This is a genomic window from Rhodospirillaceae bacterium, from assembly GCA_028819475.1.
Lineage (GTDB): Bacteria > Pseudomonadota > Alphaproteobacteria > Bin65 > Bin65 > Bin65.
On record JAPPLJ010000050.1, the window covers coordinates 354183 to 378826 of the forward strand.

Genomic DNA, 24644 nt, shown 5'->3' on the forward strand with positions numbered 1-24644 from the left:
GAACCCATATATATGGCTACGGGCGTACGGTGTCTATCCCGGCCGCATCGGGGATGGCGCAAGCGCCGCGCCGGCGTCACCCTGCAATGACAGCCCCGTCGTCGATCAGAAACTGGACGTCCTCGCGGCCCTTCCAGTCGTCGGCGCGCAGCTTGCCGGCGAGGTGAAGCGCGCCGCCGCCCGCCTTGAGCAGGGCGTCGCCGAGCGGCTCGCCGAGGCTGCGGAAGGCGATGGCCTTGAGCCGCCCGCCCTGCGCGTCCGCGAGGAAACAGCGGACGTGGTTGTCGCCGACGACATCGGCCTTGGCGATCCGCGCGCCGGAAAGCGCGAAGCGGGGCTCCGGATTGCCCGCGCCGAACGGCCCGACCCGGTCGATCTGCTCCTGGAGCGCGCGGGTGGCCGCGGACGGCGTCAGCACCGCGTCGATCCCCAGCGTGCGCACAGCGCCGGCCGTCGCCACCGCGCGCTCGACACGTTCGCACAAGAAGCCGTGCAGCGCCTCGACCTTGCCCGCTTCGACGGTGAGGCCGGCCGCCATCCGGTGGCCGCCGCCGTTCACCAGCAGGCCGGCCTGGCGCGCGGCGATCACGGCGGCGCCAAGGTCGACCCCGGCGATCGAGCGGCAGGAGCCCTTGCCGGCCGCGCCGTCCAGCCCGACGACGCAGGCCGGCCGGTTGGTCCGCTCGACGATCCGCGACGCCACGATGCCGATCACGCCGGGATGCCAGCCCTCGCCCGCGACCAGGACGAGGGGCTGCCCTTCGGCCGCCTGCGCCTCGGCGTCGCCCAGCGCCGCAGCGAGCACGGCCTTTTCGATATCCCTCCGCTCGGTGTTGAACCTGTCGAGCTCTTCGGCGAGCCGCCGGGCCTCGGCCGGATCGTCGGTGGTCAGCAGCCGGGCGCCAAGATCGGCCCGCCCGACCCTGCCGCCGGCGTTGACCCGGGGCCCGAGCAGGAAACCGGCGTGATAGGCGCCGGGCGCGCTCGCCATCCGCGCCACGTCGGCCAGGGCCCGCAATCCGAGGTTGCGCCGCCGGGCCATGACCTTCAGCCCCTGCGCGACCAGCACCCGGTTCAGGCCCCGCAGCGGCACGACATCGCAGACCGTCCCGAGCGCGACCAGATCGAGCAGCCCGATCAGGTCGGGTTCCGGCTGCCCCTCGAACCGGCCGCGTTCGCGCAGCGCGCGGTTGAGCGCGACCAGCAGCAGGAAGGTCACGCCGACCGCGGCGAGCGCCGTGTGCGGGCTGTCCTCGTCCAGCCGGTTCGGGTTGACGACCGCGACCGCCGGCGGCAGCGCCGGCTCGGCGACATGATGATCGAGCACGACGACGTCGAGCTCGGCGGACTGCGCCGCGGCCAGCGGCTCGTGCGCCGAAATTCCGCAATCGACCGTCAGGACCAGCCGGATGCCCTCTTCCTGCAGGCGCAGCAGGGCGTCGGCGTTGGGGCCGTAGCCCTCGGCAATCCGGTCCGGCACATAAAGGCGCAGCGGTGTACCGAGTTCGGCGAAATACCGGTGCAGGAGCGCCGCCGAGGTCGCTCCGTCGACATCGTAGTCGCCGAACACGGCCGTCGGCTCCCTGTTTTCCAGGGCGGCAACGATCCGCTCGACCGCGGCGTCCATGTCCCGGAGATGCGACGGGTCCGGCAATGCGGCCTTCAGGCTCGGCTCGAGAAAGTCCTCCGCCGTCTCCGGCGTCACGCCGCGGTTCGCCAGCAGGCGGCCGACGATGTCCGGGAGATCGAGACGCTGTGCCAGTGCCATCCCCAGGCGTTCGTCGGCTTCCGGCGCGCCGGAGGTGCGCGGCTGCCAGCGCCGGCCGCCGAGCGACCGTTCGACTCCCAGAAGCGCGGGCAGGACCGCCGGTTGCGGGGCGCTGTCAGGCATGGACGGCGATTTCGTCTTCGGGTCTACAGATCGGGTGCCGCCTTGCGCTGGAAGTTGTGGGTCGCCTCGATGGTCCGGACGGTGCCGGACTTCGAGCGCATGACGATCGAATGGGTCGCCGCGCCGGTGCCCCAGCGGCGCACGCCGCGCACCATGGAGCCATCGGTGACACCCGTGGCGGCGAACATGACGTCGCCGTGCGCCATGTCGTCCAGACCGTAGACCCGGTTCTGGTCCTCTATCCCGGCCTGGCGCCCGCGCCGGCGCTCGTCGTCGTTGCGAAACAGCAGCCGCCCCTGCATCTGGCCGCCGATGCAGCGCAGCGCCGACGCCGCCAGAACGCCCTCGGGCGCGCCGCCGGTGCCGAGATAGATGTCTGTGCCGCTGTCCGGCTTCGAGGTGGCGATGACGCCGCTCACGTCGCCGTCGGAGATCAGTTTGATGCGCGCGCCGGCCTCCCGGACCTTCGCAATCAGTTCGGCATGGCGCGGTCGGTCGAGGATGCAGGCGACGAGATCCTGCACCGTGACGCCCTTGGCTTCGGCGAGCGCCTGCAGGTTGGCGGCCGGTTCGGCGTCGATATCGACCAGCCCATCGGGCAGGCCGCCGCCGACCGCGATCTTGTCCATGTAAACGTCCGGCGCGTGGAGGAAGCCGCCCTCCTGCGCCATGGCGATGACGGCCAGCGCGTTCTCCGTGCCCTTCGCGGTGATCGTCGTGCCTTCGAGCGGGTCGAGCGCGATATCGACCTTGGGGCCGCCGGCCCCGACCCTCTCGCCGATAAACAGCATCGGCGCCTCGTCGCGCTCGCCCTCGCCGATCACGACGGTGCCGTCGATCGACAGCACGTTCAGCGCCTTGCGCATCGCGTCGACCGCGGCCTGGTCGGCGGCCTTCTCGTCGCCGCGCCCCATCAGGCGCGAGGCCGCCAGCGCTGCCGCCTCGGTCACCCGGACCGCTTCGAGCGCCAGATTGCGCTCCAGCACGTCTCCTTCAGCCATTCCCCAGCGTTCCCCTTGCCGTCTCTCAGGAGTCCTCAATGCGGATCAGGCAGGGCTCCTCCAGGACCGTCTCCAGCCCGCCGATCCGGACCAGCGCCCGCTTCAGCGCCGCCTCGCCGCCCTCGTGGGTCGTCAGCACGACCGGCACCGCATCGTCCGGCGCCCGGCCGCGCTGGAAGACGTTTTCCAGCGACACCTGCTCGTCGCGCAGGGCGGCCGCGATATCGGCCATCACGCCCGGCCGGTCGCGCACGATCAGCCGGACATAGAAGGCGCCGCGCCTGGCTTCGGGATCGGCCCGCCGCAGCGGTTTCAGCGCCGCGGCCGGAATGCCGAAGGCCGGCAGCGCCCGGCCGCGCGCGATGTCGACGATATCGGCGACGACGGCCGAGGCGGTCGGCCCGGCGCCGGCGCCCCGGCCCTCGTAGGTCGTATCCTCCGCAGCGTCCGACTGCACCGTGACGGCGTTGTAGACCCCGTCGACCGCGCCGAGCGGCGAGGTGCGCCGGACCATGCAGGGTTCGACGCACTGCTCAATCCCGGAGTCCGTCAGGGCGCCGATGCCGAGCAGTTTGATGCGGTAGTCGAGTTCCCCGGCGAAGGCGATATCGACCGGCCGGACCTTGCGGATGCCGGCGATCGAGACGCCGGCGAAATCGACGGTCACGCCGAACGCCAGGCTGGTCAGGATGGCGAGCTTGTGGGCGGCGTCGATCCCGTCGACATCGAAGCTGGGATCGGCCTCGGCATAACCGAGCTGTTGCGCCTCTTCGAGAACCTCTTCGAACGGGCGGCCGCTGCGGCGCATGTCGGTGAGGATATAGTTGCAGGTGCCGTTCAGAATGCCGACGACCCGGCCGATCCGGTTGCCGGCCAGGCCTTCTCGCATCGCCTTGACGATCGGGATGCCGCCGGCGACGCCGGCCTCGAACGACAGGGCGACCCCGGCGGAATCGGCCTGCGCGGCGAGCGCCGCGCCGTGTTCGGCGATCAGCGCCTTGTTGGCGGTGACGACGTGCTTGCCGGCGGCGAGCGCGGCTTCGACGGCGGATTTCGCCGGCCCGTCGGCGCCGCCGATCAGCTCGACGAAGACCTCGTGGCCGCCGGCCCCGGCCAGGGCGACCGGATCGTCGTACCAGGTTGCGCCAGCGAGATCGACGCCGCGGTCCTTCGCCCGGTCGCGCGCGCAGACCGCCGCGACGGTCAGCCGGCGGCCGGCCCGGGCGGCGATCAGGTCGCCGTTGCGCTGCAGGAGGTCCACCACGCCGGCGCCGACCGTTCCGAGGCCGGCCACGGCAAGTCTGATCTCGTCGCTCACTTCACCCCGCCCGGAGGAACGCCACCCGGAACGCGCGGCCGGTCAGGCGCCGGCCGCATCGCCGGAAAGGAATGCCTTGATGTTGCGGACCGCCTGCCGGATGCGCTGCGTGTTCTCGACCAGCGCGACCCGGAGATGGCCCTCGCCATACTCGCCGAATCCGATGCCCGGCGATACCGCGACTTTTGCCTCGCCGAGCAGCAGTTTGGCAAATTCCATCGACCCCATGTTCGCAAAGCGCGGCGGCAGCGGCACCCAGGCGAACATGGTGGCCGGCGGGCTCGGGACGTCCCACCCGGCCGCCGCCAGCCCTTCGACCAGAACGTCGCGCCGCCGCCGGTACAGTTCCCGGAACTCGGCCACGCAATCCTGCGGGCCGTTCAGCGCCGCCGTGGCCGCAACCTGGATCGGCGTGAAGGCGCCGTAATCGACGTAGGATTTCACATGGGCGAGCGCCTGGACCAGCCGTTCGTTGCCGACGGCGAAGCCGAGCCGCCAGCCCGGCATGGAATAGGTCTTGCTGAGCGACTGGAACTCGATGGCGATATCCCGGGCGCCGGGCACTTCCAGGATGGAGGGCGGCGGTTCGCCGTCGAAATAGATTTCCGCATAGGCGAGGTCGGAAACGATGAGCAGGTCGTTGCGGCGGCAGAAATCGACGACCTCCCGGTAGAAATCGAGATCGACGACCTGGGCCGTCGGGTTCGACGGGAAGTTCAGGATCAGGGCGGTCGGCGGCGGCACCGAGTGGCGCACCGCCCGGTCCAGCTCGCGGAGATAATCGTGCGCCGGAGTCAGCGGCAGATGGCGGATCGAGGCGCCGGCGATGATGAAGGCATAGCTGTGGATCGGGTAGGTCGGGTTCGGCGCGATAATCATGTCGCCCGGCGCGACGATGGCCTGGGCCAGATTGACGAAGCCCTCCTTGGAGCCGAGGTTGACGACGACCTCCCGCTCCGGATCGACTGTCACGTTGTGGCGCCGCTCGTAGTAGGCGGCGACCGCCCGGCGCAGCCCGGGAATGCCGCGCGAGGTCGAATAGCGGTGGGTCCGCGGATTGCGGACGGTCTCGACCAGCTTGTCGACGATGTGGGCCGGCGTCGCGCTGTCCGGGTTGCCCATGCCGAAGTCGATGATGTCCTCGCCGGCCGCCCGCGCCCGGTGCTTCATCGCGTTGACCTCGGCGAACAGGTAGGGCGGCAGGCGCTTGAGGCGGTAGAAGGGTTCGGCGGGCGTCACCGGCCGGCGGTCCCGTTGCGGCGCGGAAAGCGGGCTACTGCCTGGGCGCCCGTCCGCCGGACATGTAGATATCGACCCGCGAGGCCGTCCCCTTGCCCCTGCGGACGCGGATCTTGTTCGCCGGCACGCCCACGGTCGTCAGGCCGGTCTTGACGGCCTGCGCCCGAGCGAGCGCCGTCGCCGCGGATTCGCCCCTGCCGGCCCGGCCGATCAGGGTCAGCGTGCTGTTCAGCAGATTCTGGACCTGCGCGATGCGCACGATCTTGCGGCCGCTGCCCGGCGGCAGCCCGGTGCCCTTGCCGCGGAACGCGACCGCGGCGATGAAGCCGGAGCGCACGAGCCGGACGCCGTCGACGGTCCTGACCTTTGCCTCCTCCCTCGCGCTGCCGGGCCGGAAGATCTCGGCGCGCACATCGCTGTCGGTCACCTTGTCCGGCGCCCCGCCATAGCCGGCCCGGGGCCCGCCACCTTCCAGGTAGCGGGCGTTGCGCCGGTCGGCGAACAGGCCCTCCTGGATCTGCATGCGCTGGCGCCGGGTTTCCCCCTCGGGCTTGTCGGGAACCGTCGCCAGTTTCGGGAACGGCTTGTCGGCGCCGGGAGACTCGCCCTTTTCCGGGCTCGCGCAGGCGCCCAAAGCGGTCAGGGCGGCGGCCAGGACGGTTGCCAGGGCGGCCAGTCTCATTCTGCGCGGGACGGACATTTTCGGCTCGGCGACAATCATGATCGAAGCTCCGTATGCCGGCCGCCGGGCGAACCGCGCGCCGGCCGTGCGACACAGAACTGGTAGCATATCCTGCCCGCTGCAAGCCAACGGCCAGAGTATTCGGCCGGCGCGCCGCGCTGTGCGTCAACCCGTCGCCGCCCGGCGGACATCCGGTCATCCTGCCGGAGAAATTCCGCAGTATACCTAACCGGAATCGCCCGCTTCCCGGACCCGCCGGCACGGGATCGCGATCGGCCCGGCCGGGCCGCGCACCCGCATGAAGGGCCTCGTTCGCCCCGGGAAAAATGAATTTGGGGACGGATAAGGATTTGCGCCATGACCGAACCGCGTACCGACGCCGCACCGCCCGACATGGCTGCCGCCGCCGAGCAGTTCGCCTCCATCGCCGAGCGCAGCCAGAAGATCGTCGAGGATTTTCTGGCGTCGCAGAAGGAGGACGGCCTGCAGGACCCGGATCCGCTCAAGGTCGGCGGCGCATTCTTCGAGCTGACCCGGCACATGATGGCCGATCCCGCCCGGCTGTGGGAGATGCAGACCCGGTTCTGGTCGGACTATGCCGAGCTGTGGACCGATGCGGCGCGGCGCATGACGGGCGCCGCGGCGGATAGCTCGGCGGCCAAGCCGAACATCGCGCCCGAGGCCGGAGACCGGCGCTTCAAGGACGCGGCATGGACCGACAACGCGGCCTTCGAATTCATCAAGCAATCCTACCTGCTGGCGTCGCGGCACATCCAGAAATCGGTCGCCGAGACCGAGGGCCTGGACGACCACACCGCCCACAAGGTGGAATTCTTCACCAATCAGTGGATCGACGCGATGGCGCCGACCAACTTCGCGGCGACCAACCCCGAAGTCCTGCGCGCAACCGTCGAATCGAAGGGCGAGAACCTGGTCAACGGACTGAACAACCTGCTGACCGACCTGGAGCGCGGCAAGGGCCGGCTCGCCATCCGCATGACCGACGACACCAAGTTCGAGGTCGGCGAGAACGTCGCCGCCTCCAGGGGTTCGGTCGTGTTCGAGAACGACCTGATGCAGCTCATCCAGTACGCCCCGTTGACCGAAAAAGCGTACAGGGCGCCGCTGCTGATCGTCCCGCCGTGGATCAACAAGTTCTACATCCTCGACCTGCGCGATTCGAATTCCTTCATCCGCTGGGCGGTCTCGAAGGGCCACACGGTCTTCGTGATTTCCTGGGTCAATCCGGATTCGAAGCTCGCGGACAAGACCTTCGAGGACTATCTCGCCGAGGGCCCGCTGGCCGCGATGGACGCCATCGAGCGGGCGACCGGCGAAAAGCAGCTCAACATGATCGGCTATTGCCTGGGCGGCACGCTGACCGCCTGCACGATGGCCCATCTGGCGAACAGCGGCCGGGCCGGCCGGGTGAAGAGCGTGACCTATTTCACCACCCTGGTCGATTTCAAAAATGCCGGCGACCTGTGCGTCTTCATCGACGAGGAGCAGCTGAAGGGCCTGGAGCAGCGCATGGCCAAGCGCGGCTATCTCGAAGGCAAGGAGATGGCGAACACCTTCAACATGCTGCGCGCCAACGACCTGATCTGGTCCTTCGTCATCAACAACTACCTGCTCGGCAAGGACCCCTTCCCCTTCGACCTGCTGTACTGGAATTCCGACGCCACGCGCATGCCGGCGGCCATGCACATGTTCTACCTGCGCAACATGTACCAGCGGAACCTTATGGTCGAACCGGGCGCCATCGACCTGCTGGGCACGCCGATCGACCTCGGCGCGGTCGAGGCGCCGACCTTCATCCTGTCGACGAAGGACGATCATATCGCGCCCTGGAAGGCGACCTATTCGGGCACGCAGCTCTATGGCGGGCCGGTGAAGTTCTGCCTCAGCGGCTCGGGCCACATCGCCGGTGTGGTCAACCCGGAAGGCTCGGAAAAATACGGCTACTGGACCAATCCGAAGCACCCGGCGGACCCCGAAAAATGGTTCGCCGGCGCGAAGCAGCATGAAGGCTCCTGGTGGCCGGAATGGCAGCGCTGGATTTCCCGCAAGACCGGCGGCAAGGTCGACGCGCGCCAGCCGGGAGACGGCGATCTCGCCATCATCGAGCCGGCGCCCGGCCGCTACGTCAAGGTCCGCGCAACGGATTAGGGCGCGAGCAAACCCCGACCGGAGGAGACCATGAGCGAACTGAAAGCGGTGCCGACCGTGATGATCGAGGACGAGCGGGTCCGCGTGACCGAGTGGCGCTTCGCCCCCGGCGCGGCGACCGGCTACCACGTCCACGAACACGATTACGTCGTCGTGCCGATCACCACCGGAACCCTGCGCCTGGTCGAGCCCGACGGCACGCGCGACTCCGAACTCGAGGTCGGCAAGCCCTACAACCGGCCGCGCGGCGTCGCCCACGACGTGATCAACGCCAACGACTACGAGTTCGCCTTCATCGAGATTGAACTGCTCGAGAACCGCTGACCGGCGGGGTGCAGCGGCCCCGCCCCGCTCACACCATCAGCCGGCCGCCGTTGATGTAGAGGGTCTGGCCGGTCATGAAGCGGGCCTTTTCCGACAGCAGGAACAGGACCGGCCCGACGATATCGTCGGTCACCGCGATCCGGCCGAGCGGAATCGTCGCCAGCATGGCCGAGTTGTCCATGCCGGCCGGAAAATCCTGCTCGTTCTTCGGCGTCACGTCGCCGCCGCGCCCGGTGCCGCCGCGCAGGAAGGCGGTATCGACCGCGCCCGGCGCGATGCAGTTGGCCCGCACCTCCGGCGCATTCTCCTTCGCCAGCCCCTTGGCAAGCGCGATGATGCCCGCCTTGGCCGCCGAATAGGTGCCGGTGGTCTTCTCCACCAGGGTCGCCAGACCCGAGGCGGCGAACACCATGCCCGAGGCGTTGCCGGTCTCGCCCGCCCCCTTGCGCAGCATCGGCAGCGCCGCCCTGACCGCCAGGAAGGCCGAGCGGAGGTTGACCGACAGCGCCTCGTCGATCTCGGCCGCCGTCATGTCCTCGACCGGCTTGGGCGGCGACATGTAGCCCGGCAGATGGACCAGCCCGTCGAGCGCGCCGCCCCAGATACCGGCCAGGGCCTCGAACGCCCGGTCGGCGCCGTCGTTGTCCCGCGCGTCGTAGGGCAGCGTCTCGACCCCCGCGGGCGGCGTATGGCGCTCCAGCGAGCCCGGGAGGTCGATGACCGCGACCTTGAGCCCTTCGGCGACCGCCACCTCGGTCAGCCGCTTGCCGATGCCGCCGCAGCCGCCGGTGATGGCGAGGCGGTAGCCGGCGGCCGGCGCGAGGCGGGAGAAATCGGGAGTCGGGAGCGTCATCGCAAGTCCTTTCCGTCAGCCTTGATCACCCTGTGTTCCTGCGCCAGACGCGCGTAGTGGCGCGCGCCTTCGCGCAGCGCCTCCAGGGTGTCCTCGTCCAGCTCGCGCATGAATTTCGCCGGCCGGCCGGACCAGAGCTGGCCGGCCGGAATCACCTTGCCCGGCGTGACCAGGGAGCCGGCGGCGACCATCGCGCCCGGCTCGACCGTGACGCCGTCCATCAGGCAGCTCTGCATCCCGATGGTGGCACGGTCGCCGATGGTGCAGCCGTGGAGCAGGCACTGGTGGCCGATCAGCACCTCGTCGCCGACGATGGTCGGGTATTTTTTGCTGTCGACATGGATCGTGCTGTTGTCCTGCAGGTTGCTGCCGCGGCCGATCCGCACCCTGTTGACGTCGCCGCGCACCGTGCAGCCGTACCAGACGCTGCTGCCCGGCCCGATCCGCACGTCGCCGATGATCGCGGCGTTCGGCGCGATGAAGGCGGTGTCCGCGATGTCCGGTTCGACGCCGCGGAACGGCAGGATGACGGGCTGGTTCATGAGCGGTCGGGGGCGGTCGGTTTTGCGGCCGGGGCGGTCGGAAGATCGGGCGGTCGTGTGCGCCGGCCGTGTTACGCCGGCAGCCCGGCGGCGGCAAGCCCCGCGGGAGGCAATGCCGTTTGCGCGAGGAACACACTTGGACCCTCTCGGTCGCGCCGGACCGAACCTGTTCCTCCCCGTCATTTCGACCGGAGCGGCGCAGCCGCGAAGTGGAGAAATCTTTCCGGAACAGTGCTTTTGACCAAGCACAGCAGGTGAAAGAATTCTCCGCTCCGCCCCGGATGAATCCGGGGCTCCGGTCGAAATGACGGGACAGGGGATCGACGCCGGCCGACACGAAAAATCAAACTGAGACACGACCGGCTTTCGAGTCGACTTGCATTATTTATTCTCGTATTGTTCTATAAATGTACGTGTTCGTTCTTGCGAAAAGGAAACCGCCGCCGATGTCGACCGCCGCCACGCTGCACCGGCTGCGCGACCGGATCCGCCGGCTGGAACAGGGTTGTCCGGCGCCGGCCGCGCCGGGCAGCGGCGCAGCGGGCGGGGATACGGCCGCCCTGCCCGCCGCCCCGGGCGAAATCGTCCCGCTCGGCCTGCCGGCGATCGATGCGGCGCTGCCCTGGGGCGGGCTGCCGCGCGGCGCGGTGCACGAGATCCTGTGCGGCGATCCGGGGGACGGCGCGCCGACGGCCTTCCTGCTGGCGCTGATCGGGCGGCAGAAGGCCGCCGGCCATGCCGGGCCGGTCCTGTGGGTCAGCTGCCGGCGCGACCTGTTCGCCCCGGCCCTGCCGGTCTATGGCTGCGATCCGGCGGATTTCCTGTTCGTGCGCTGCCGCAGCGGGGAAGAGGTGCTGTGGGCGATGGAGGACGGACTGCGCTGCCCGGCGCTCGCCGCCGTCGCCGGCGATGTCGGGGCGCCGGACTTTTCGGCGACCCGCCGCCTGCAACTCGCCGCCGGCCGGGGCGGCGTGCCCCTGTTCCTGCACCGGCCCCTGTACGGGTCCCTGCATCGGGCGAAAAAGGCAACGGAACACAGGATAGGCAAAGGCGGCGCCCTGGCGCCCTCGGCCGCCGTTACCCGCTGGGCCGCGGCTGCCCGGCTGTCCGACCCGGCCGATCCCTCGACCGGTTTCGGGGCGCAGACCGGCGACCCGGCCTGGACGGTGCATCTGCACCGCTGCCGGGGCGGGCGGCCCGGCCGCTGGCCGGTTGTCTGGAACCGGCGGCAACAGGCGTTCGAGCCGGCGGCAGCAGGCGCGCTTCACCAGGCGCGGGACCGGGTGTGGGCAGGGGCATGATATCCGGCCCTCGGCAGGGCGCTCCGGATACCGTCGGGCCGGCCGGCAGGGTCGCCGATAACGGTGTGTTGTTCGATTCCAGACCGCCGCACCATGAAGTAACGATCATTCAAGATTGGACCAACGCGGCGGAGACCGATGCCGCGGCCAAACGGCCCGACGGCGGCCCGCGGAAAGCGCCGGACGATCCGCGACCCGCACGCACGCCATCGGTTGCCGGGTCGGCCTCTGGCCGGCGGAATTTCCGGCGCGCCCGGCCGCAAAACAGACGGCCGGATCGACGCCGGCGGCCGGTTCGGTCGTCGGTTTGTCCCGATTCGGTCTTGGGAGCCGGTATACAATCGACAGCCCCGGCAAAGCATTCCCGGGGTTTGACATGATCGCCGGCATCCGGCGCAAGCCCAGGGTCTGCAAGGACTCCGGTGGAAACCTGGCCGGCCGTTCCGGGCCAAACGGCCTGTTTGTATCCAGTATCCTGAATAGCATGAACCGGCTGTTCGACCGGTTAAAGGCGCCGGCATCACGGCGGAGAGCCTGCCATGCCGCGTGACCTGTTCGACGGCCGGACCGGTGCCCGGTTCCGTTCGGGGGCGGCCGGCCGGCGCATCCTCTACTGCTGGCTGCCCTGCTTCGCGACCGACCGGATCGCGCGGCGGCGGCCGGCGCTGGCGGTGCGGCCCGTCGCGATCGTCCGGCACGACCGCGGCCGGCGCATCGCGGTGGCGGTCAACGGCCCGGCCGGCCGGAGCGGCGTGCGGCCCGGCCAGAGCCTGGCGGACGCGCGCAGCCTGTGCCCCGCCCTCAAAGCGGTCGAGGCCGACCCGGCGGCCGACAGCCGCCTGCTGTTGCACCTGGCGCGCTGGTGCACGCGCTACACGCCCTGGGTCGCGCCGGAAGCGCCGGCGGAAGACGATCCGCCCGCCCCCGCTCAATCCGAGACTGCCTTGCTGCTCGACATCAGCGGGTGCGCCCATCTGGCGGGCGGCGAGGAAATGCTTTCAGGAAACCTTGCCAACCGATTGGAAGATTTCGGTTTTACCGTTCGCTGCGCGGTTGCCGATACGCCGGGCGCCGCCCGGGCCTGGGCGCGACACGGCGATCCGCTGCACCCCGTCATTCCGGAAGGCGCGCAGGCCGATTGGCTGAAGCCCCTGCCCGCCGCCGCCCTGCGCCTGCGCGACGCGGACGCCGAGACCCTGACGCGCCTCGGCATCGCCACGGTCGGCGACCTCATGGCCCTGCCCCGCGCCGCCGTCGCCAACCGCTTTCCGGCCGGCCGGGCCGCCGGCGTGCTGGAGCGGCTGGACCGGGTCCTCGGCATTGCGCCGGAGAGCATCGCGCCGCTGCCGCCGCCGGCGGACTACAGCGTGCGCCAGCACTATGCCGAGCCGGTCGGCACGCCGGAGGGCATGACCGCCGCCTTCGAACGGCTGCTGCTCGCGCTCGCCCGCAGGCTGGAAGCCGCCGGCCTAGGCGCCCGGCAGCTCGAGTTCGCCATCGTCCGCGCCGACGATACGCTGGACAGCGCGCGCATCGGGGTCAGCCGCCCGAGCCGCGATCCGGCCCATCTGGCGCGCCTGTTCGCGCCCCGGCTCGAAAGTCTGGACCCGGATCCGGGAATTGAAACGGTCGTTCTAAGGGCCGTCTCGGTCGAACCCTTCATCGTGGAACAGAAGGCAATTCAGAAGGTTAGCCGTCGAAGTCCGGTCGGGACATTACACGAAAAACGGCGCGGCCTGCCGATTCCGCAGGACCGGGCGGATTTGAGCCAGGTCGACACCCTGATCGACCGGCTGGCCAACCGGCTGGGCCGCGCGGCGGTCCTGCGCGCCCTGCCCTGCGAGACCGCCCTGCCCGAAACCCAGACCCGCTATGCGCCGGCGCTCGACCTGCGGGCCGGCAATCCGGCGTCCGGCTGGACCGCCTGGCAGAGCCCGGACCGTCTGGCCGGCCCGGCCCTGCCGGTGCGCCTGCTGGAAGCGCCAGAGCCGGTCGAGGCGGCGGCCGAGGCCGTGCCGGGCCGGTTCGCCTGGCGCCGCCGGGTCTGGCGGGTCATCGCGGACGAAGGCCCGGCCCGCCGCCTCGGCCGCTGGTGGCACGGCGAAACCGCGATCCGCGACTACTGGCAGGTCGCGGCGGTCCCCGCCGAGGCTTCGGGCGGTATTCCAGACGATATTCCGGACGGGGCCGCGCCGGTCCGCCTCTGGCTGTACCGCGACCCGGCGGCCGGCCCGGCAAACCGATGGTCGGTCCACGGGCTGATGGGGTGAAAACGGGTTGAAATGAAGCTACTTACTGCCGGATTTGACTAGACTTTTTGAGGAAACGACGATGGCCACGCTGACGATCCGCAACCTGGACGACAAAACCGTCGAACGGCTGAAACACCAAGCCCGCCAGAACGGGCGCTCGCTCCAGGCCGAGGTGCGCCATATCCTGAACAACGCCGCCCAAACCCTGACCAAAAAGGAATTCTGGGCGCGGGCCGATGCGATCGCCGCAATGACGCCGCGCGATATCGAGCAGACCGACAGCGTCACCCTGCTGAGGGAGGAGCGGGACTGCTGATGACGCCACCCAAAGCAAATTCCCCGGATTTTGTAGGGGAGGGTTTCAAACCCTCCCCTACGGCGATTGGCGTCCCTGCGGCGGTCGGCGATGCCGGAACATCGCCTTTCCCGCGCCGCAGGCCGACCCGCCTGCCCGGTTACGATTATGCGACGCCGGGAGCCTATTTCGTCACGACATGCACCGATGGTTACCGATGCCTGTTCGGCCGCGTCGAAGACGGCATCTGGCGACCGAACCGGCTCGGCGGGATTGTCGAGGAATGCTGGCTACAGTTGCGGACGCATTACCCGGCCATCGAACTTGACGAATTCGCCGTCATGCCGAACCATTTTCATGGCGTGGTTCATCTTCGGGACGGCGCGCCGTCGCTTGTCGAGCTGGTGCGCGGCTTCAAGACATTCTCCGCCCGGCGGATAAACGCCGTCCGGCATTCCCCGCGCACCAGGGTCTGGCAACGCAGCTTCCATGACCGGATCATCCGTTCCGATGCCGATCTCCAGCGTATCCGGGCATATATTTTCGATAATCCCGGCAATTGGGGCAAAAGCCGGCCCGATAGCAGCCCCGAATTCGTAGGGGAGGGTTTGAAACCCTCCCCTACAGCGGCCGGCGCCCCTGCGGCGGTCAGAGGCGATTGATGCCGTCCTTCCGACCACCTCCCTTACATTTCCTGACATTTCCCGACAGTCCGGCGGCGGTGGGAGGACGTCATGCCCTTTGACAGCCGCCCCGGCCCGGGCCCCGTCCCGGCCTATGCCGAATTGCAGGTGACGACGAATTTCAGCTTCCTGCGCGGCGGTTCGCACCCGGAGGAGCTGGTGATGCGGGCGGCGGAGCTGGGCTACCGCGCGATCGGCATCGCCGACCGCAACACGCTGGCCGGCGTCGTCCGGGCCCACAGCGCGGCCAAACGGGCCGGACTCACGCTGCTGGTCGGCGCCCGCCTCGACCTGCAGGACGGCATCAGCCTGCTGTGCTTCCCGCAGGACAAGCCCGCCTACGCCCGCCTCTCCGGCCTGCTCACCCTGGGCAAGCGCCGGGCGGAGAAGGGCGACTGCCATCTCCGGCTCGCCGACCTGCCGGACCTTGCCGGGAGCCAGTGCATCGTGGTGCTGCCGCCCGACGGGATTCCGGAATGCGACCCGCCGGACCGCGCCGCCGGCGGCGACGGTTTTCCCTTTATTCTCAAGCGCATCTCCGGTCTTTTTCAGGGCAATACCTGGCTTGCGGCGAGCTGCCTGTATCGCGGCGACGACGCCAGGCGGCTCGACCGGCTGGCCGGGCTGGCGGCGGCGGCCGGGGTGCCGCTGGTGGCGACCAACGACATCCACTACCACGTCCCGGCGCGCAGGCCGCTCCAGGACGTGCTGACCTGCATCCGCGAACACTGCACCCTGGACGAAGCCGGCTTCCGCCTGTTCGACAATGCCGAACGCCATCTCAAACCCCCGCAGGAGATGGCGAACCTGTTCCATACGTACCCGTATGCTATCCACCAACAGTCTGAAATCGTTGAGAAAATATCGTTTTCGCTCGATCAATTAAAATATGTCTACCCGGTCGATCCGATTCCCGAAGGAAGGACCCCTCAACAAGAACTGGAACGGCTGACATGGCGCGGCGCGGCCGAACGCTACGGCCGCCGCGTCCCGGATCGGGTCCGGGCGGCCCTGGAGCACGAACTGGCGCTGATCGGCCAGCTCGGCTACGCGCCCTATTTCCTGACGGTGCACGATATCGTGCGCTTCGCCCGCGGGCGGAAGATCCTGTGCCAGGGCCGCGGCTCGGCGGCCAATTCCGCGGTCTGCTACTGCCTCGGCATCACCGCGGTCGACCCCGGCAAGGTCGACCTGCTGTTCGAGCGCTTCGTCTCGGCCGAGCGCAACGAGCCGCCGGATATCGACGTCGATTTCGAGCATGAGCGGCGCGAGGAGGTCATCCAGTATATTTATGGCAAATACGGCCGCCACCGCGCCGGGCTGACCGCGACCGTCGTCTCCTACCGGCCGCGCAGCGCGATCCGCGAGGTCGGCAAGGCGCTCGGCCTGTCGGAGGATACGGTCGACATCCTGGCCCGCACGGTCTGGGGCTGGAGCGACGACGGCCTCAAGCCCGAATATATCCGGCAGACCGGGCTCGACCCGGCCGATCCCACCCTGCGCCGCGCCCTGCTACTGGCGCTCGAACTGGTCGGCTTCCCGCGCCACCTGTCCCAGCACACCGGCGGCTTCGTCATCACCGACGGGCCGCTGCACGCGCTGGCGCCGATCGAGAATGCGGCGATGGAGGACCGCACGGTCGTCGAGTGGGACAAGGACGATCTCGATACGCTCGGCATCCTCAAGATCGACGTGCTGTCCCTCGGCATGCTGACCTGCATCCGCAAGGGCTTCGACCTGCTGGCCCGGCACTACGGCCGGCGCCACGACCTCGCCACCGTGCCGGCCGACGATTCCGCGGTCTACGACATGATCTGCAAGGCCGACACGCTGGGCGTGTTCCAGATCGAGAGCCGGGCCCAGATGTCCATGCTGCCGCGCCTCAAGCCGCGGGATTTCTACGACCTGGTGATCGAGGTCGCGATCGTCCGGCCCGGCCCGATCCAGGGCGACATGGTCCATCCCTATCTGCGCCGGCGCAACGGCGAGGAGAGAGTCGAATTCCCGTCCAGGGAGCTGGAAGACGTGCTGGGCAAGACGCTGGGCGTGCCGCTGTTCCAGGAACAGGCGATGAAAGTCGCCATCGTCGCCGCCGGGTTTACCCCGTCCGAGGCCGACCAGTTGCGCCGCGCCATGGCGACCTTCCGCAAGACCGGCAAGATCCACGGCTTCCGCACCAAGATGGTCGAGGGCATGGTCGCCCGCGGCTACGAGCGCGACTTCGCCGAGCGCTGCTTCCGGCAGATCGAGGGCTTCGGCGACTACGGCTTTCCGGAAAGCCACGCCGCCAGCTTCGCCCTGCTGGTCTATGTCTCGGCCTGGCTCAAATGCCATTATCCGGCGGCCTTCGCCTGCGCCCTGCTGAACAGCCAGCCGATGGGCTTCTACGCCCCGGCCCAGATCGTGCGCGACGCCCGCGAGCACGGCGTCGAGGTGCGGCCGGTCGACGTCAACCGCAGCGGCTGGGACAACATGCTGGAGCCCGGCGCGGACGGCGCCATGGCCCTGCGCCTCGGCTTCCGCCAGGTCAAGGGGCTGCGCGAGGAGGCGATGGAGCGCTTGGTCACGGCGCGCGGCAACGGCTATCCGGACCCGTGGACCCTGTGGCGCCGCGCCGGCCTGCCGGCGGCGGTGCTGGAGCGGCTGGCCCGGGCCGACGCCTTCGGCTCGCTCGGGCTCGACCGGCGGCGGGCCTTATGGGCGGTGCGGCGCTTCCGGCCGGCCGCACTGCCCCTGTTCGCGGCGATGGACGAGGACGAGCAGCCCGGCGATCCGCCGGCCGCGCTGCCGGCGATGACGCTGGGCGAGCAGGTGGTGGACGACTACGCCAGCGTGCGCATGACCCTGCGGGCGCATCCGCTCGCCCTGCTGCGCGGCGAGGCGCCGTTCGACCGGGCGACGCGGCACGGCGACCTGCCCGGCTGCCGCAACGGCCAGCGGGTCGAGGTCGCCGGCCTGGTGCTGATCCGCCAGCGGCCGGGCACGGCCAAGGGCGTCGTGTTCATGACCCTGGAGGACGAGACGGGTGCGGCCAACGTCATCGTCTGGCCCCATGCGCTGGAGCGCTACCGGCCGGTCGTGATGGGCGCCCGGCTGGTCCGGGTCGCGGGCGAGGTCCAGAAGGAGGGCCTCGTCATCCACATCGTCGCGCGCCGGCTGGAGGACCTGTCCGTCCGGCTCGACGGGCTGGGCCGGCTCGATGCCACTTTCGACCCGGCCTTCGAAAACGCGCTGGCCCGCGCCGACGAAATCGCCCGCGAGGCCCGCGATCCGCGCGACCCGAAGCGCGACCCCCGCCGCGACCGCCTGCACAAACGGATGTACCCGTCGCGGGATTTCCATTGAGGGTTTCGAGACGGCCACGCCCCACCTGTCATTTCGACCGGAACGGCCAAGCCGATTCCTCCCCGTCATTTCGACCGACCGAAGGGAGTGGAGAAATCTTTCCGCTACAGTGCTTTGGTCCTCGCACTGTGCAGAAAAGATATCTCCGCTCCGCAGTCCTTCGGACTGCTCCGGTCGATATGACGGGCGAGGGCGAAAAACCCCGAATGGACAATCCCGAATTAAAGGAGAATGCGATTGTCACGACGCGCGGCGGCTGAGCCTGACGAGCAGGTTTTCGGGCATCATGGTGAAGGCGTGCTTTTCCTCGATCGGACGCGCCGGGAACGCGGGCTCGACGTCGAAATTGCGGCAGAACATCGCGAGCACGGTGCGGATCTGGAGCAGGGCGAGACTGCGGCCCGGACAGAAACGCGGCCCGGAGCCGAACGGAATGAAGGCGTCGGTATCGTGCGGGCATCCCCGCGCCTCGCCCGCCAGCCACCGTTCGGGATCGAAGCGGGTTCCGTCGCCGAAATTGCCGTCCTGCATCGCGATATGGCGGTTCAGCGCCATGACCATGGTGCCGCGCGGGATCCTGTGGCCCAGAATCTCCGCATCCTCGACCGGCTCCAGCGAGTTCACCGGGGCGACCGGCTTGAGACGCATCGACTCGTTGCAGACGGCGTCGAGGAACGGAAACCGCTCGACCTGCTCCGGCTCTTCGACGGCCGGCGCCGGCGCGATCGCATCGTCGACCTCGGCACGGGCGCGGGCGAAATGCTCCGGATGCTGCATGAAGCCGTGCACGGTCCAGGCGATGGTGTGCGCGGTGGTGTCCTCGCCCGCGAGCAGCAGGGTGCAGACATTGGCGAAAATGTCGGCGTCGGAAAACCTGCCGCGGCCGTCCTCGCCGGCGGCGATGATCGCCTCCAGAAAGTTCGACGGCGAGTCGCGAAGCGCCGGATTCGCGCGGATGCGCTCCCGGGCCTCGCCGATGATCCCGTTCACCTCGGTCCGGAGCCCGGCAAGCGCGCGGTCGAGCGCACGGTCGGCCGGCAGGCGGACATACCGCCACCAGGCGAGCGGTGCATTGATGCGCCGATGGACCATCGGGAAAACCCGGTCGAGATGGCGCTGGATGACCGGCCCCTCGGTCTCGACCGTGTTGAAGTCGATGCCGAACGCGAGCTGCGCGGTCACATCCACGGTCAGGCGCATCAGATCGCGGCACAGGTCCGTCGTCTCGCCGGCATCGGCGGCGCGCTCCCATTTCCGTTGCAGGCGGCCGACGGCGACCGCGAGCTTGGGAAAGAACGGCCGGACCCGCGCCGCGTTGAGCCCCGCGGCGACCAGGCCGCGATGCCGCCGCCAGTCCCGGCCCTCGGCGGCGAACACGCCGAGCATGCCGATTTCCCCCGCCACCGCCTCGATCGCCCGCCAGCGCCGGAACTTTCCGGGCCGCTCGCGGTGCACCTGCCGGACGGCAGCGGCGTCCGACACCGCCGCCACGCGGATGGGACCCAGCCGCGCCCGGTAGAGCGGCCCGTAGCGGTCGGCCCAGCGCTCAAGGGTGAGGTGCAGCCGGTTCAGGCGGATCTGGTGCAGGTTGCCGATGACCGGCAGGGCGGGCGGACCGTCGAGATCCCTATAGGTCTTCATGCGACGTCTTCCGTGCCGCAGGGCCACGCGAGGCCGCGTCTCGGCTGCAACCCGCCGCGGAGCGCCGGGCGGCGGCTTACAACGTCCGCGCGATCAGTTCCTTCATGATCTCGTTGGTGCCGCCGTAGATTTTCTGCACCCTTGCGTCGGCATACATGCGCGAGATCGGGAATTCGTCCATGTAGCCGTAGCCGCCGAACAGCTGCAGGCACTCGTCGATCACCTCGTTCTGCTTCTGGGCGCACCACCATTTGACCATTGCGGCGGTCGTGACGTCGAGCTCGCCGGCGAGATGACGCTGCAGGCAGCTGTCGACGAAGACCCGGGCGATATGCGCCTCGGTCTTGCATTCGGCGAGCTTGAAGCGGGTGTTCTGGAAATCCAGGATGCGCTTGCCGAACGCCTTGCGCTGCTTGACATAGTCGACCGTCAGCTCGATCGCGAGGTCCATCGCCGCGCAGGCGCCGATGCCGACGATCAGCCGCTCCTGGGGCAGCTGGTTCATCAGCTGGAAGAAGCCCTGCCCCTCCTCGGCGCCGAGCAGATTGGCGGTCGGCACCTTGACGTCGTCGAAGAACAGTTCCGACGTGTCCTGGGCCTTGAGGCCGAGCTTCTCGAGGTTGCGGCCGCGGCTGAAGCCCTCGGCGCCTTCGGTCTCGACGACGATCAGCGAGACGCCGCGCGCCTTCTCGTCCGGGTCGGTCTTGGCGACGACGATCACCAGGTCGGCGTGCTGGCCGTTGGTGATGAAGGTCTTCTGGCCGTTGACGACATACTGGTTGCCGGACATGCGCGCGGTCGTCCGGACGGCCTGGAGGTCGGAGCCGGTGCCCGGCTCGGTCATGGCAATGGCGCCGACCAGCTCGCCGGCCGCCATCTTCGGCAGCCAGCGGCGCTTCTGCTCCTCCGAACCGTAGGCATGGATGTAGTGGGCGACGATGCCGCTGTGCACCGCGTTGCCGAGGCTGCGCACGTTGGCCTTGCCCTGCTCGTACAGGATCACCGTCTCGTGGGCGAAGCTGCCGCCGGCGCCGCCATAGTCCTCCGGGATGCCGGCGCACAGCAGGCCGGCGCCGCCCGCCCGGTTCCACATCTCCCGCGGCATGATCCCGTCCTTCGCCCATTGCTCCTCGTGGGGCACGAATTCGCGCTCGAAGAAGCGGGCCGCCGAATCCCGGAGCAGGGAAAGCTCCTCGGTCATCCAGGGGGAGACGTAGTCGCCCATGAGGAAAATCCTTTGTTTTTCAGCCGGCTGCGGGCCGTTCCGAAAGTCCGGTTACGCCGCCCGGATCAGATCAGCAGGCCGCCGCCGGCGACGATCACCTGGCCGCTGATATAGTCGCTCTCCGGCGTGCAGAAGAGGTAGACGGCGTCGGCCGCCTCCTCCGGCGTGCCGCCGCGGCCCATCGGGATGATCGCCTCCATCATCTGGATCATGTGGGGCTGGACGCCGACGCGGATGTCCCGGCCGCCGATGTCGAGGACCGGCGGATCGTCCTTGTCCATCGGCTGGGTCATGCGCGTCTTGATGTAGCCGAAGGCGACGCAGTTGACGCAGACCTTGTAGCGGCCCCACTCCTTCGCCATCGTCCGCGTTATGCCGATCATGGCGGACTTGCCCGCCGAATAGTTGATCTGGCCGGCATTGCCGTAGAGCCCGGCGATCGACGAGATGTTGACCACCTTGCGGATGACCTCGCGGCCTTCCATCGCCTCCTTCTTGGCGGCGATGCGGATCGGCTCGGCGGCGGCGCGCAGGATGCGGAACGGCGCCTTGACGTGAACGTCCATGACCGCGTCCCACTGCTCGTCGGTCATCTTCTGGATGACGCTGTCCCAGGTGTAGCCGGCATTGTTGACGACGATGTCGATGCCGCCCCATGCGTCCATCGCCGTCTTGACGAAGCGGTCGGCGAAATCGTCCGCGGCGACGTCGCCGGCGCAGACCGCCGCCTCGGCGCCGAGCGCCCGGATTGCTTCCGCGGTTTCGTTGGCGGGATCGGGGTCGAGGTCGTTGACGACGACCCGCGCGCCCTCGCCGGCCAGCTTGAGCGCCAATGCCCTGCCGATGCCGCGCCCCGAGCCGGAGACCAGGGCGACCTTGCCATCGAGTTTGGCCATGCGGTTACCTGCCTTCCTTTGGATCGTACGTCGGTTTGTAGGAACAGAGTATGCGGCGGCACGAAAACGCGCGCCTCTCCTCGCCCTGCCCCGTCATTTCGACCGGAGCGGCGCAGCCGCGTAGCGGAGAAATCTTTCCGGAACAATGCTTGGGACCAAGCTTCGCAGGTGAAAGATTTCTCCGCTCCGCCCCGGATGAATCCGGGGCTCCGGTCGAAATGACGGATAAGGGATCGGCTCCGGCCGACGCTGAATTTCTAACTGACGCACGACCTTCCTTCGAACTTCGATGCGTTGCAATACGGTATGACGGGATGCCGGTTGTCAGCCGACCGCGACGACGGCCTCGCCTTTCAGCTTGACGTCGCCGTGTTCGTCCGTGGCGGCGATGTCGAGGCGCAGGCGTTGCTCGCCGTCCTGCTCGAACCGCTCGGTCACCGTGCCCGTGCAGCGGATCCGCGCGCCGACCTGGGTGATCGAGGCAAAGCGCACGCCCCAGCTGCGCAGGGCCGATTGCGGCACGAAACCGGTCAGCGCCCGGCCAAGCCAGGCCATGACCAGCATGCCGTGGGCGAACACGTCGCCGACGCCGGCCTCGCGGGTGAAGTCCGTGTCGATATGGATCGGGTTGTGGTCGCCCGACGCGCCGGCATAGAGCGCCAGCGTCTGCCGCGACACCCGGTCGATGACCAGCTCGGGAATGGCGTCGCCGACCTTCAGGGCTGCCGCGTCCATCGCGCGTCTCCTCTAGCCGTGGCGCTGGACGACGACGGCGGTCATCGTCGCGCACAGGGCGCCGTCCCGGTTCACGGCGTCGGTCTTCTGCACCATGAATTCGAGCAGGCCGCCCTTCTTCTCGTAGATATCCTCGATCCGGGTGCTGAGCGTGATCGTGTCGCCGGCGCAGACCGGACGGAAATACTCGAAATGCTGCTCGCCGTGCAGCAGTTTCGCCACGTCGAAGCCGAGCTTCACCATCCCTTCCGTCGGCTCGGCATTGCGCTGGGCCAGGCAGAAGACCAGGGTCGGCGGGGCCACTAGGTTCGGATAGCCGGCGGCCTGCGCCGCTTCGAGGTCCGTGTGGATCGGGTCAGTCGCGCCGATCGCGTTGGCGAACTGGCGAATCTCGCCCTTTTCGACCTCGGCCACGACCGGCTCCAGCACCGTGCCGATCAGGTTTCTGTCCAGCCTCGGCATCGCCGCGTCCTTCACCGTCCCGTACCGCTCTCCGGTGGGGCTATCGCCCGCGTCCCGCCCTGTCAACGCGGCAAACGGAAAGGTTTGCAGGCCCGGCCGTCCTTCGAGACGGGCGTTTCGAGACGGCCCTTCGGGCCTCCTCAACGCCCTCCTCAGGATGAAGCCCTTCGGGACGGCTCAGGCATTCGCCTTCGGCTCCTCAGGATGAAGCTGAAACGATTGGCCAATACACCTCTTCATCCTGAGGAGGGGCTGAGGAGCGGTTCGAAGAACCGCGTCTCGAAGCCCCGTCTCGAAGGGCACCGCTTGCATTCGCGCGGCCTGACGCTAGGGTCGCCGGCACGCGACCCGGAACCGCAGAACCCCCATGCCCGACGCCGAAAGCCCCGCTCTCCTCTTCGATCCGCTGTCGGCCGCGGCGATCCGCGATCCCTATACGGCGCTGGCGCCGCTGCAGGCCGAAGCGCCGGTCTACCGGTCGGACATTCTCGGCGCCTGGGTCGTCACGCGCTACGACGACATCCGCGCGGCATTCCGCGACCCGCGCCTGTCGTCGGACCGCATCCGGCCGTTCATCGCGCGCGCGCCGGCCTCGATGCAGGACACGCTGAAGCCGCTGGGCGACCATCTGAACCTGTGGGCGGTGTTCACCGACCCGCCGGACCATACCCGCCTGCGCGGCTTGATGAACCGCGCGTTTACGGCCCGCGCGGTCGAGGCGCTGCGGCCGGAAATCGCCCGTATCGTCAACCGGTTGCTGGACGATATCGATGCGGAGATCGAGCGGACCGGCACGCGCGAATTCGACCTGATCCACGAATTCGCCTATCCGCTGCCGGCCCTGGTGATCGCCCACATGCTCGGCGTGCCCGAGAAGGACGTCGACAAGCTGAAGCGCTGGTCCGACCTGCTGGCGAAATTCGTCCTGACCTCGCGCAGCGATCCGCAGAAATACCGCATGGCATCCGACGGCATCGTCGAGATGGAGGCCTGGTTCCGCCGCTTCCTGGAGGAGCACCGGGCGAGCGGCGCCGAAGACGTGACAACCGGGCTGCTCGACGCGCGCGACGAGCAAGACCGGCTGACCACCGACGAGCTGGTCGCCTGCTGCGTCCTGCTGCTGTTCGCCGGCCACGAGACGACGACCCAGCTCATCGCCAATGGGATGCGCGCCCTGATCGAGAACCCGGCGCAGATGGCGGATCTTCGCAACAATCTCGACGACCTCGACCTGGTGCGCAACGCGGTCGAGGAGATGCTGCGCTTCGACGGGCCGTCGCTGTCCATGGTCCGCGTCGCGACCGAGGATTTCGACTGGCACGGCCGGCATATCGCCCGGGGCGACCGGCTGTTCCTGATGATGTGCGCCGGCAACCGCGATCCGCGCGCGTTCCCGGAGCCGCACCGCTTCGATATCCGCCGCGGCGAGGCGAAGAAGAACTTCGCCTTCGGCTACGGCATCCATTTCTGCCTCGGCGCGCCGCTCGCCCGGCTCGAGGCGGAAATCGCCTTCCCGCTCATGCTCCGGCGCTGGCCAGACATCGCCCTGGCGGAGGACGACCCGCCCTGGTCCGACAGCATCCTAAACCGCGGCATGCTGCACATGCGCGTGCGGGTGTAGGCCGGGGCGCAACTCACCCCGATCCCGTCATATCGACCGCAGCGAACCGCAGGTTCGCGGAGTGGAGATATCTTTCCGGCGCGGAACCAGCGTCCTATGCACCGTGCGGGAAAGATTTCTCCGCTCCGCGGTTCTCCGAACCGCTCCGGTCGAAATGACGAGCGTGGGA

The 24644-nt window shown here is 69.0% G+C and carries 20 protein-coding genes; 8 read left to right on the forward strand and 12 right to left on the reverse strand.

The window, feature by feature from the left end:
- Positions 1-76: 76 nt before the first annotated feature.
- The 5 genes from recJ to OXM58_16185 are packed head-to-tail and all read right to left on the reverse strand — an operon-like array spanning position 77 to position 6170.
- Positions 77-1891, reverse strand: a complete 1815-nt coding sequence (gene recJ / locus OXM58_16165; GenBank protein ID MDE0149901.1) for a single-stranded-DNA-specific exonuclease RecJ — start codon at positions 1889-1891, stop codon at positions 77-79.
- 23 nt (positions 1892-1914) lie between these two features.
- On the reverse strand, positions 1915-2892 hold the full coding sequence (gene glpX, locus OXM58_16170; protein MDE0149902.1) for a class II fructose-bisphosphatase: 978 nt from the start codon (positions 2890-2892) through the stop codon (positions 1915-1917).
- A gap of 25 nt (positions 2893-2917) precedes the next feature.
- Positions 2918-4210 carry a homoserine dehydrogenase gene (locus OXM58_16175; GenBank protein ID MDE0149903.1) on the reverse strand — a complete coding sequence of 431 codons (1293 nt, stop codon included), beginning with the start codon at positions 4208-4210 and terminating at the stop codon, positions 2918-2920.
- 42 nt (positions 4211-4252) lie between these two features.
- Entirely contained in the window at positions 4253-5449 is a 1197-nt protein-coding gene (locus tag OXM58_16180; GenBank protein ID MDE0149904.1) for an LL-diaminopimelate aminotransferase, read from the reverse strand.
- A gap of 34 nt (positions 5450-5483) precedes the next feature.
- Positions 5484-6170, reverse strand: coding sequence for a hypothetical protein (locus OXM58_16185; GenBank protein ID MDE0149905.1), 687 nt, complete (start codon positions 6168-6170; stop codon positions 5484-5486).
- Between the two features lie 318 nt (positions 6171-6488).
- On the opposite strand from OXM58_16185, the gene phaC reads away from it, so the two are divergent.
- Together phaC and OXM58_16195 are read left to right on the forward strand one after the other, a co-directional pair.
- Positions 6489-8300 carry a class I poly(R)-hydroxyalkanoic acid synthase gene (gene phaC, locus OXM58_16190; GenBank protein ID MDE0149906.1) on the forward strand — a complete coding sequence of 604 codons (1812 nt, stop codon included), beginning with the start codon at positions 6489-6491 and terminating at the stop codon, positions 8298-8300.
- Between the two features lie 30 nt (positions 8301-8330).
- Positions 8331-8624 carry a cupin domain-containing protein gene (locus tag OXM58_16195; protein MDE0149907.1) on the forward strand — a complete coding sequence of 98 codons (294 nt, stop codon included), beginning with the start codon at positions 8331-8333 and terminating at the stop codon, positions 8622-8624.
- A gap of 28 nt (positions 8625-8652) precedes the next feature.
- Here OXM58_16195 and OXM58_16200 read toward each other — a convergent pair whose 3' ends face one another.
- Complete coding sequence (locus OXM58_16200; GenBank protein MDE0149908.1) at positions 8653-9477, reverse strand: SDR family oxidoreductase; 825 nt, start codon at positions 9475-9477, stop codon at positions 8653-8655.
- Entirely contained in the window at positions 9474-10019 is a 546-nt protein-coding gene (locus OXM58_16205) for a gamma carbonic anhydrase family protein (protein MDE0149909.1), read from the reverse strand. Before OXM58_16205 ends, OXM58_16200 begins: the two co-directional genes overlap by 4 nt.
- A gap of 446 nt (positions 10020-10465) precedes the next feature.
- On the opposite strand from OXM58_16205, the gene OXM58_16210 reads away from it, so the two are divergent.
- From OXM58_16210 to OXM58_16230, 5 genes are all read left to right on the forward strand, one after another.
- Positions 10466-11320 carry a hypothetical protein gene (locus OXM58_16210; GenBank protein ID MDE0149910.1) on the forward strand — a complete coding sequence of 285 codons (855 nt, stop codon included), beginning with the start codon at positions 10466-10468 and terminating at the stop codon, positions 11318-11320.
- 539 nt (positions 11321-11859) lie between these two features.
- On the forward strand, positions 11860-13590 hold the full coding sequence (locus OXM58_16215) for a hypothetical protein (GenBank protein MDE0149911.1): 1731 nt from the start codon (positions 11860-11862) through the stop codon (positions 13588-13590).
- Positions 13591-13651: 61 nt separating this feature from the next.
- Positions 13652-13888 (forward strand): hypothetical protein, encoded by a 237-nt coding sequence (locus OXM58_16220; GenBank protein MDE0149912.1) that lies wholly within the window; start codon positions 13652-13654, stop codon positions 13886-13888.
- Positions 13888-14529: a transposase gene (locus tag OXM58_16225; GenBank protein MDE0149913.1), complete on the forward strand. Its 642-nt coding sequence runs from the start codon at positions 13888-13890 to the stop codon at positions 14527-14529. The genes OXM58_16220 and OXM58_16225 overlap by 1 nt, the downstream gene beginning before the upstream one ends.
- A 72-nt stretch (positions 14530-14601) precedes the next feature.
- The gene (locus OXM58_16230; protein ID MDE0149914.1) at positions 14602-17895 is read left to right on the forward strand and encodes an error-prone DNA polymerase; all 3294 of its coding nucleotides are present in this window, start codon (positions 14602-14604) and stop codon (positions 17893-17895) included.
- A gap of 240 nt (positions 17896-18135) precedes the next feature.
- Here OXM58_16230 and OXM58_16235 read toward each other — a convergent pair whose 3' ends face one another.
- The 5 genes from OXM58_16235 to OXM58_16255 all read right to left on the reverse strand — a co-directional run bounded on the left by OXM58_16235 (position 18136) and on the right by OXM58_16255 (position 22854).
- Positions 18136-19536 carry a cytochrome P450 gene (locus tag OXM58_16235; protein MDE0149915.1) on the reverse strand — a complete coding sequence of 467 codons (1401 nt, stop codon included), beginning with the start codon at positions 19534-19536 and terminating at the stop codon, positions 18136-18138.
- Positions 19537-19612: 76 nt separating this feature from the next.
- Positions 19613-20761, reverse strand: a complete 1149-nt coding sequence (locus OXM58_16240; protein ID MDE0149916.1) for an acyl-CoA dehydrogenase family protein — start codon at positions 20759-20761, stop codon at positions 19613-19615.
- Between the two features lie 65 nt (positions 20762-20826).
- The gene (locus tag OXM58_16245) at positions 20827-21657 is read right to left on the reverse strand and encodes an SDR family oxidoreductase (GenBank protein MDE0149917.1); all 831 of its coding nucleotides are present in this window, start codon (positions 21655-21657) and stop codon (positions 20827-20829) included.
- Between the two features lie 324 nt (positions 21658-21981).
- Entirely contained in the window at positions 21982-22392 is a 411-nt protein-coding gene (locus OXM58_16250) for a MaoC/PaaZ C-terminal domain-containing protein (GenBank protein MDE0149918.1), read from the reverse strand.
- A 12-nt stretch (positions 22393-22404) separates the two neighbouring features.
- The gene (locus OXM58_16255) at positions 22405-22854 is read right to left on the reverse strand and encodes a MaoC family dehydratase N-terminal domain-containing protein (GenBank protein ID MDE0149919.1); all 450 of its coding nucleotides are present in this window, start codon (positions 22852-22854) and stop codon (positions 22405-22407) included.
- A gap of 367 nt (positions 22855-23221) precedes the next feature.
- On the opposite strand from OXM58_16255, the gene OXM58_16260 reads away from it, so the two are divergent.
- Positions 23222-24475, forward strand: a complete 1254-nt coding sequence (locus OXM58_16260) for a cytochrome P450 (GenBank protein MDE0149920.1) — start codon at positions 23222-23224, stop codon at positions 24473-24475.
- The last annotated feature ends 169 nt before the right edge of the window (positions 24476-24644 follow it).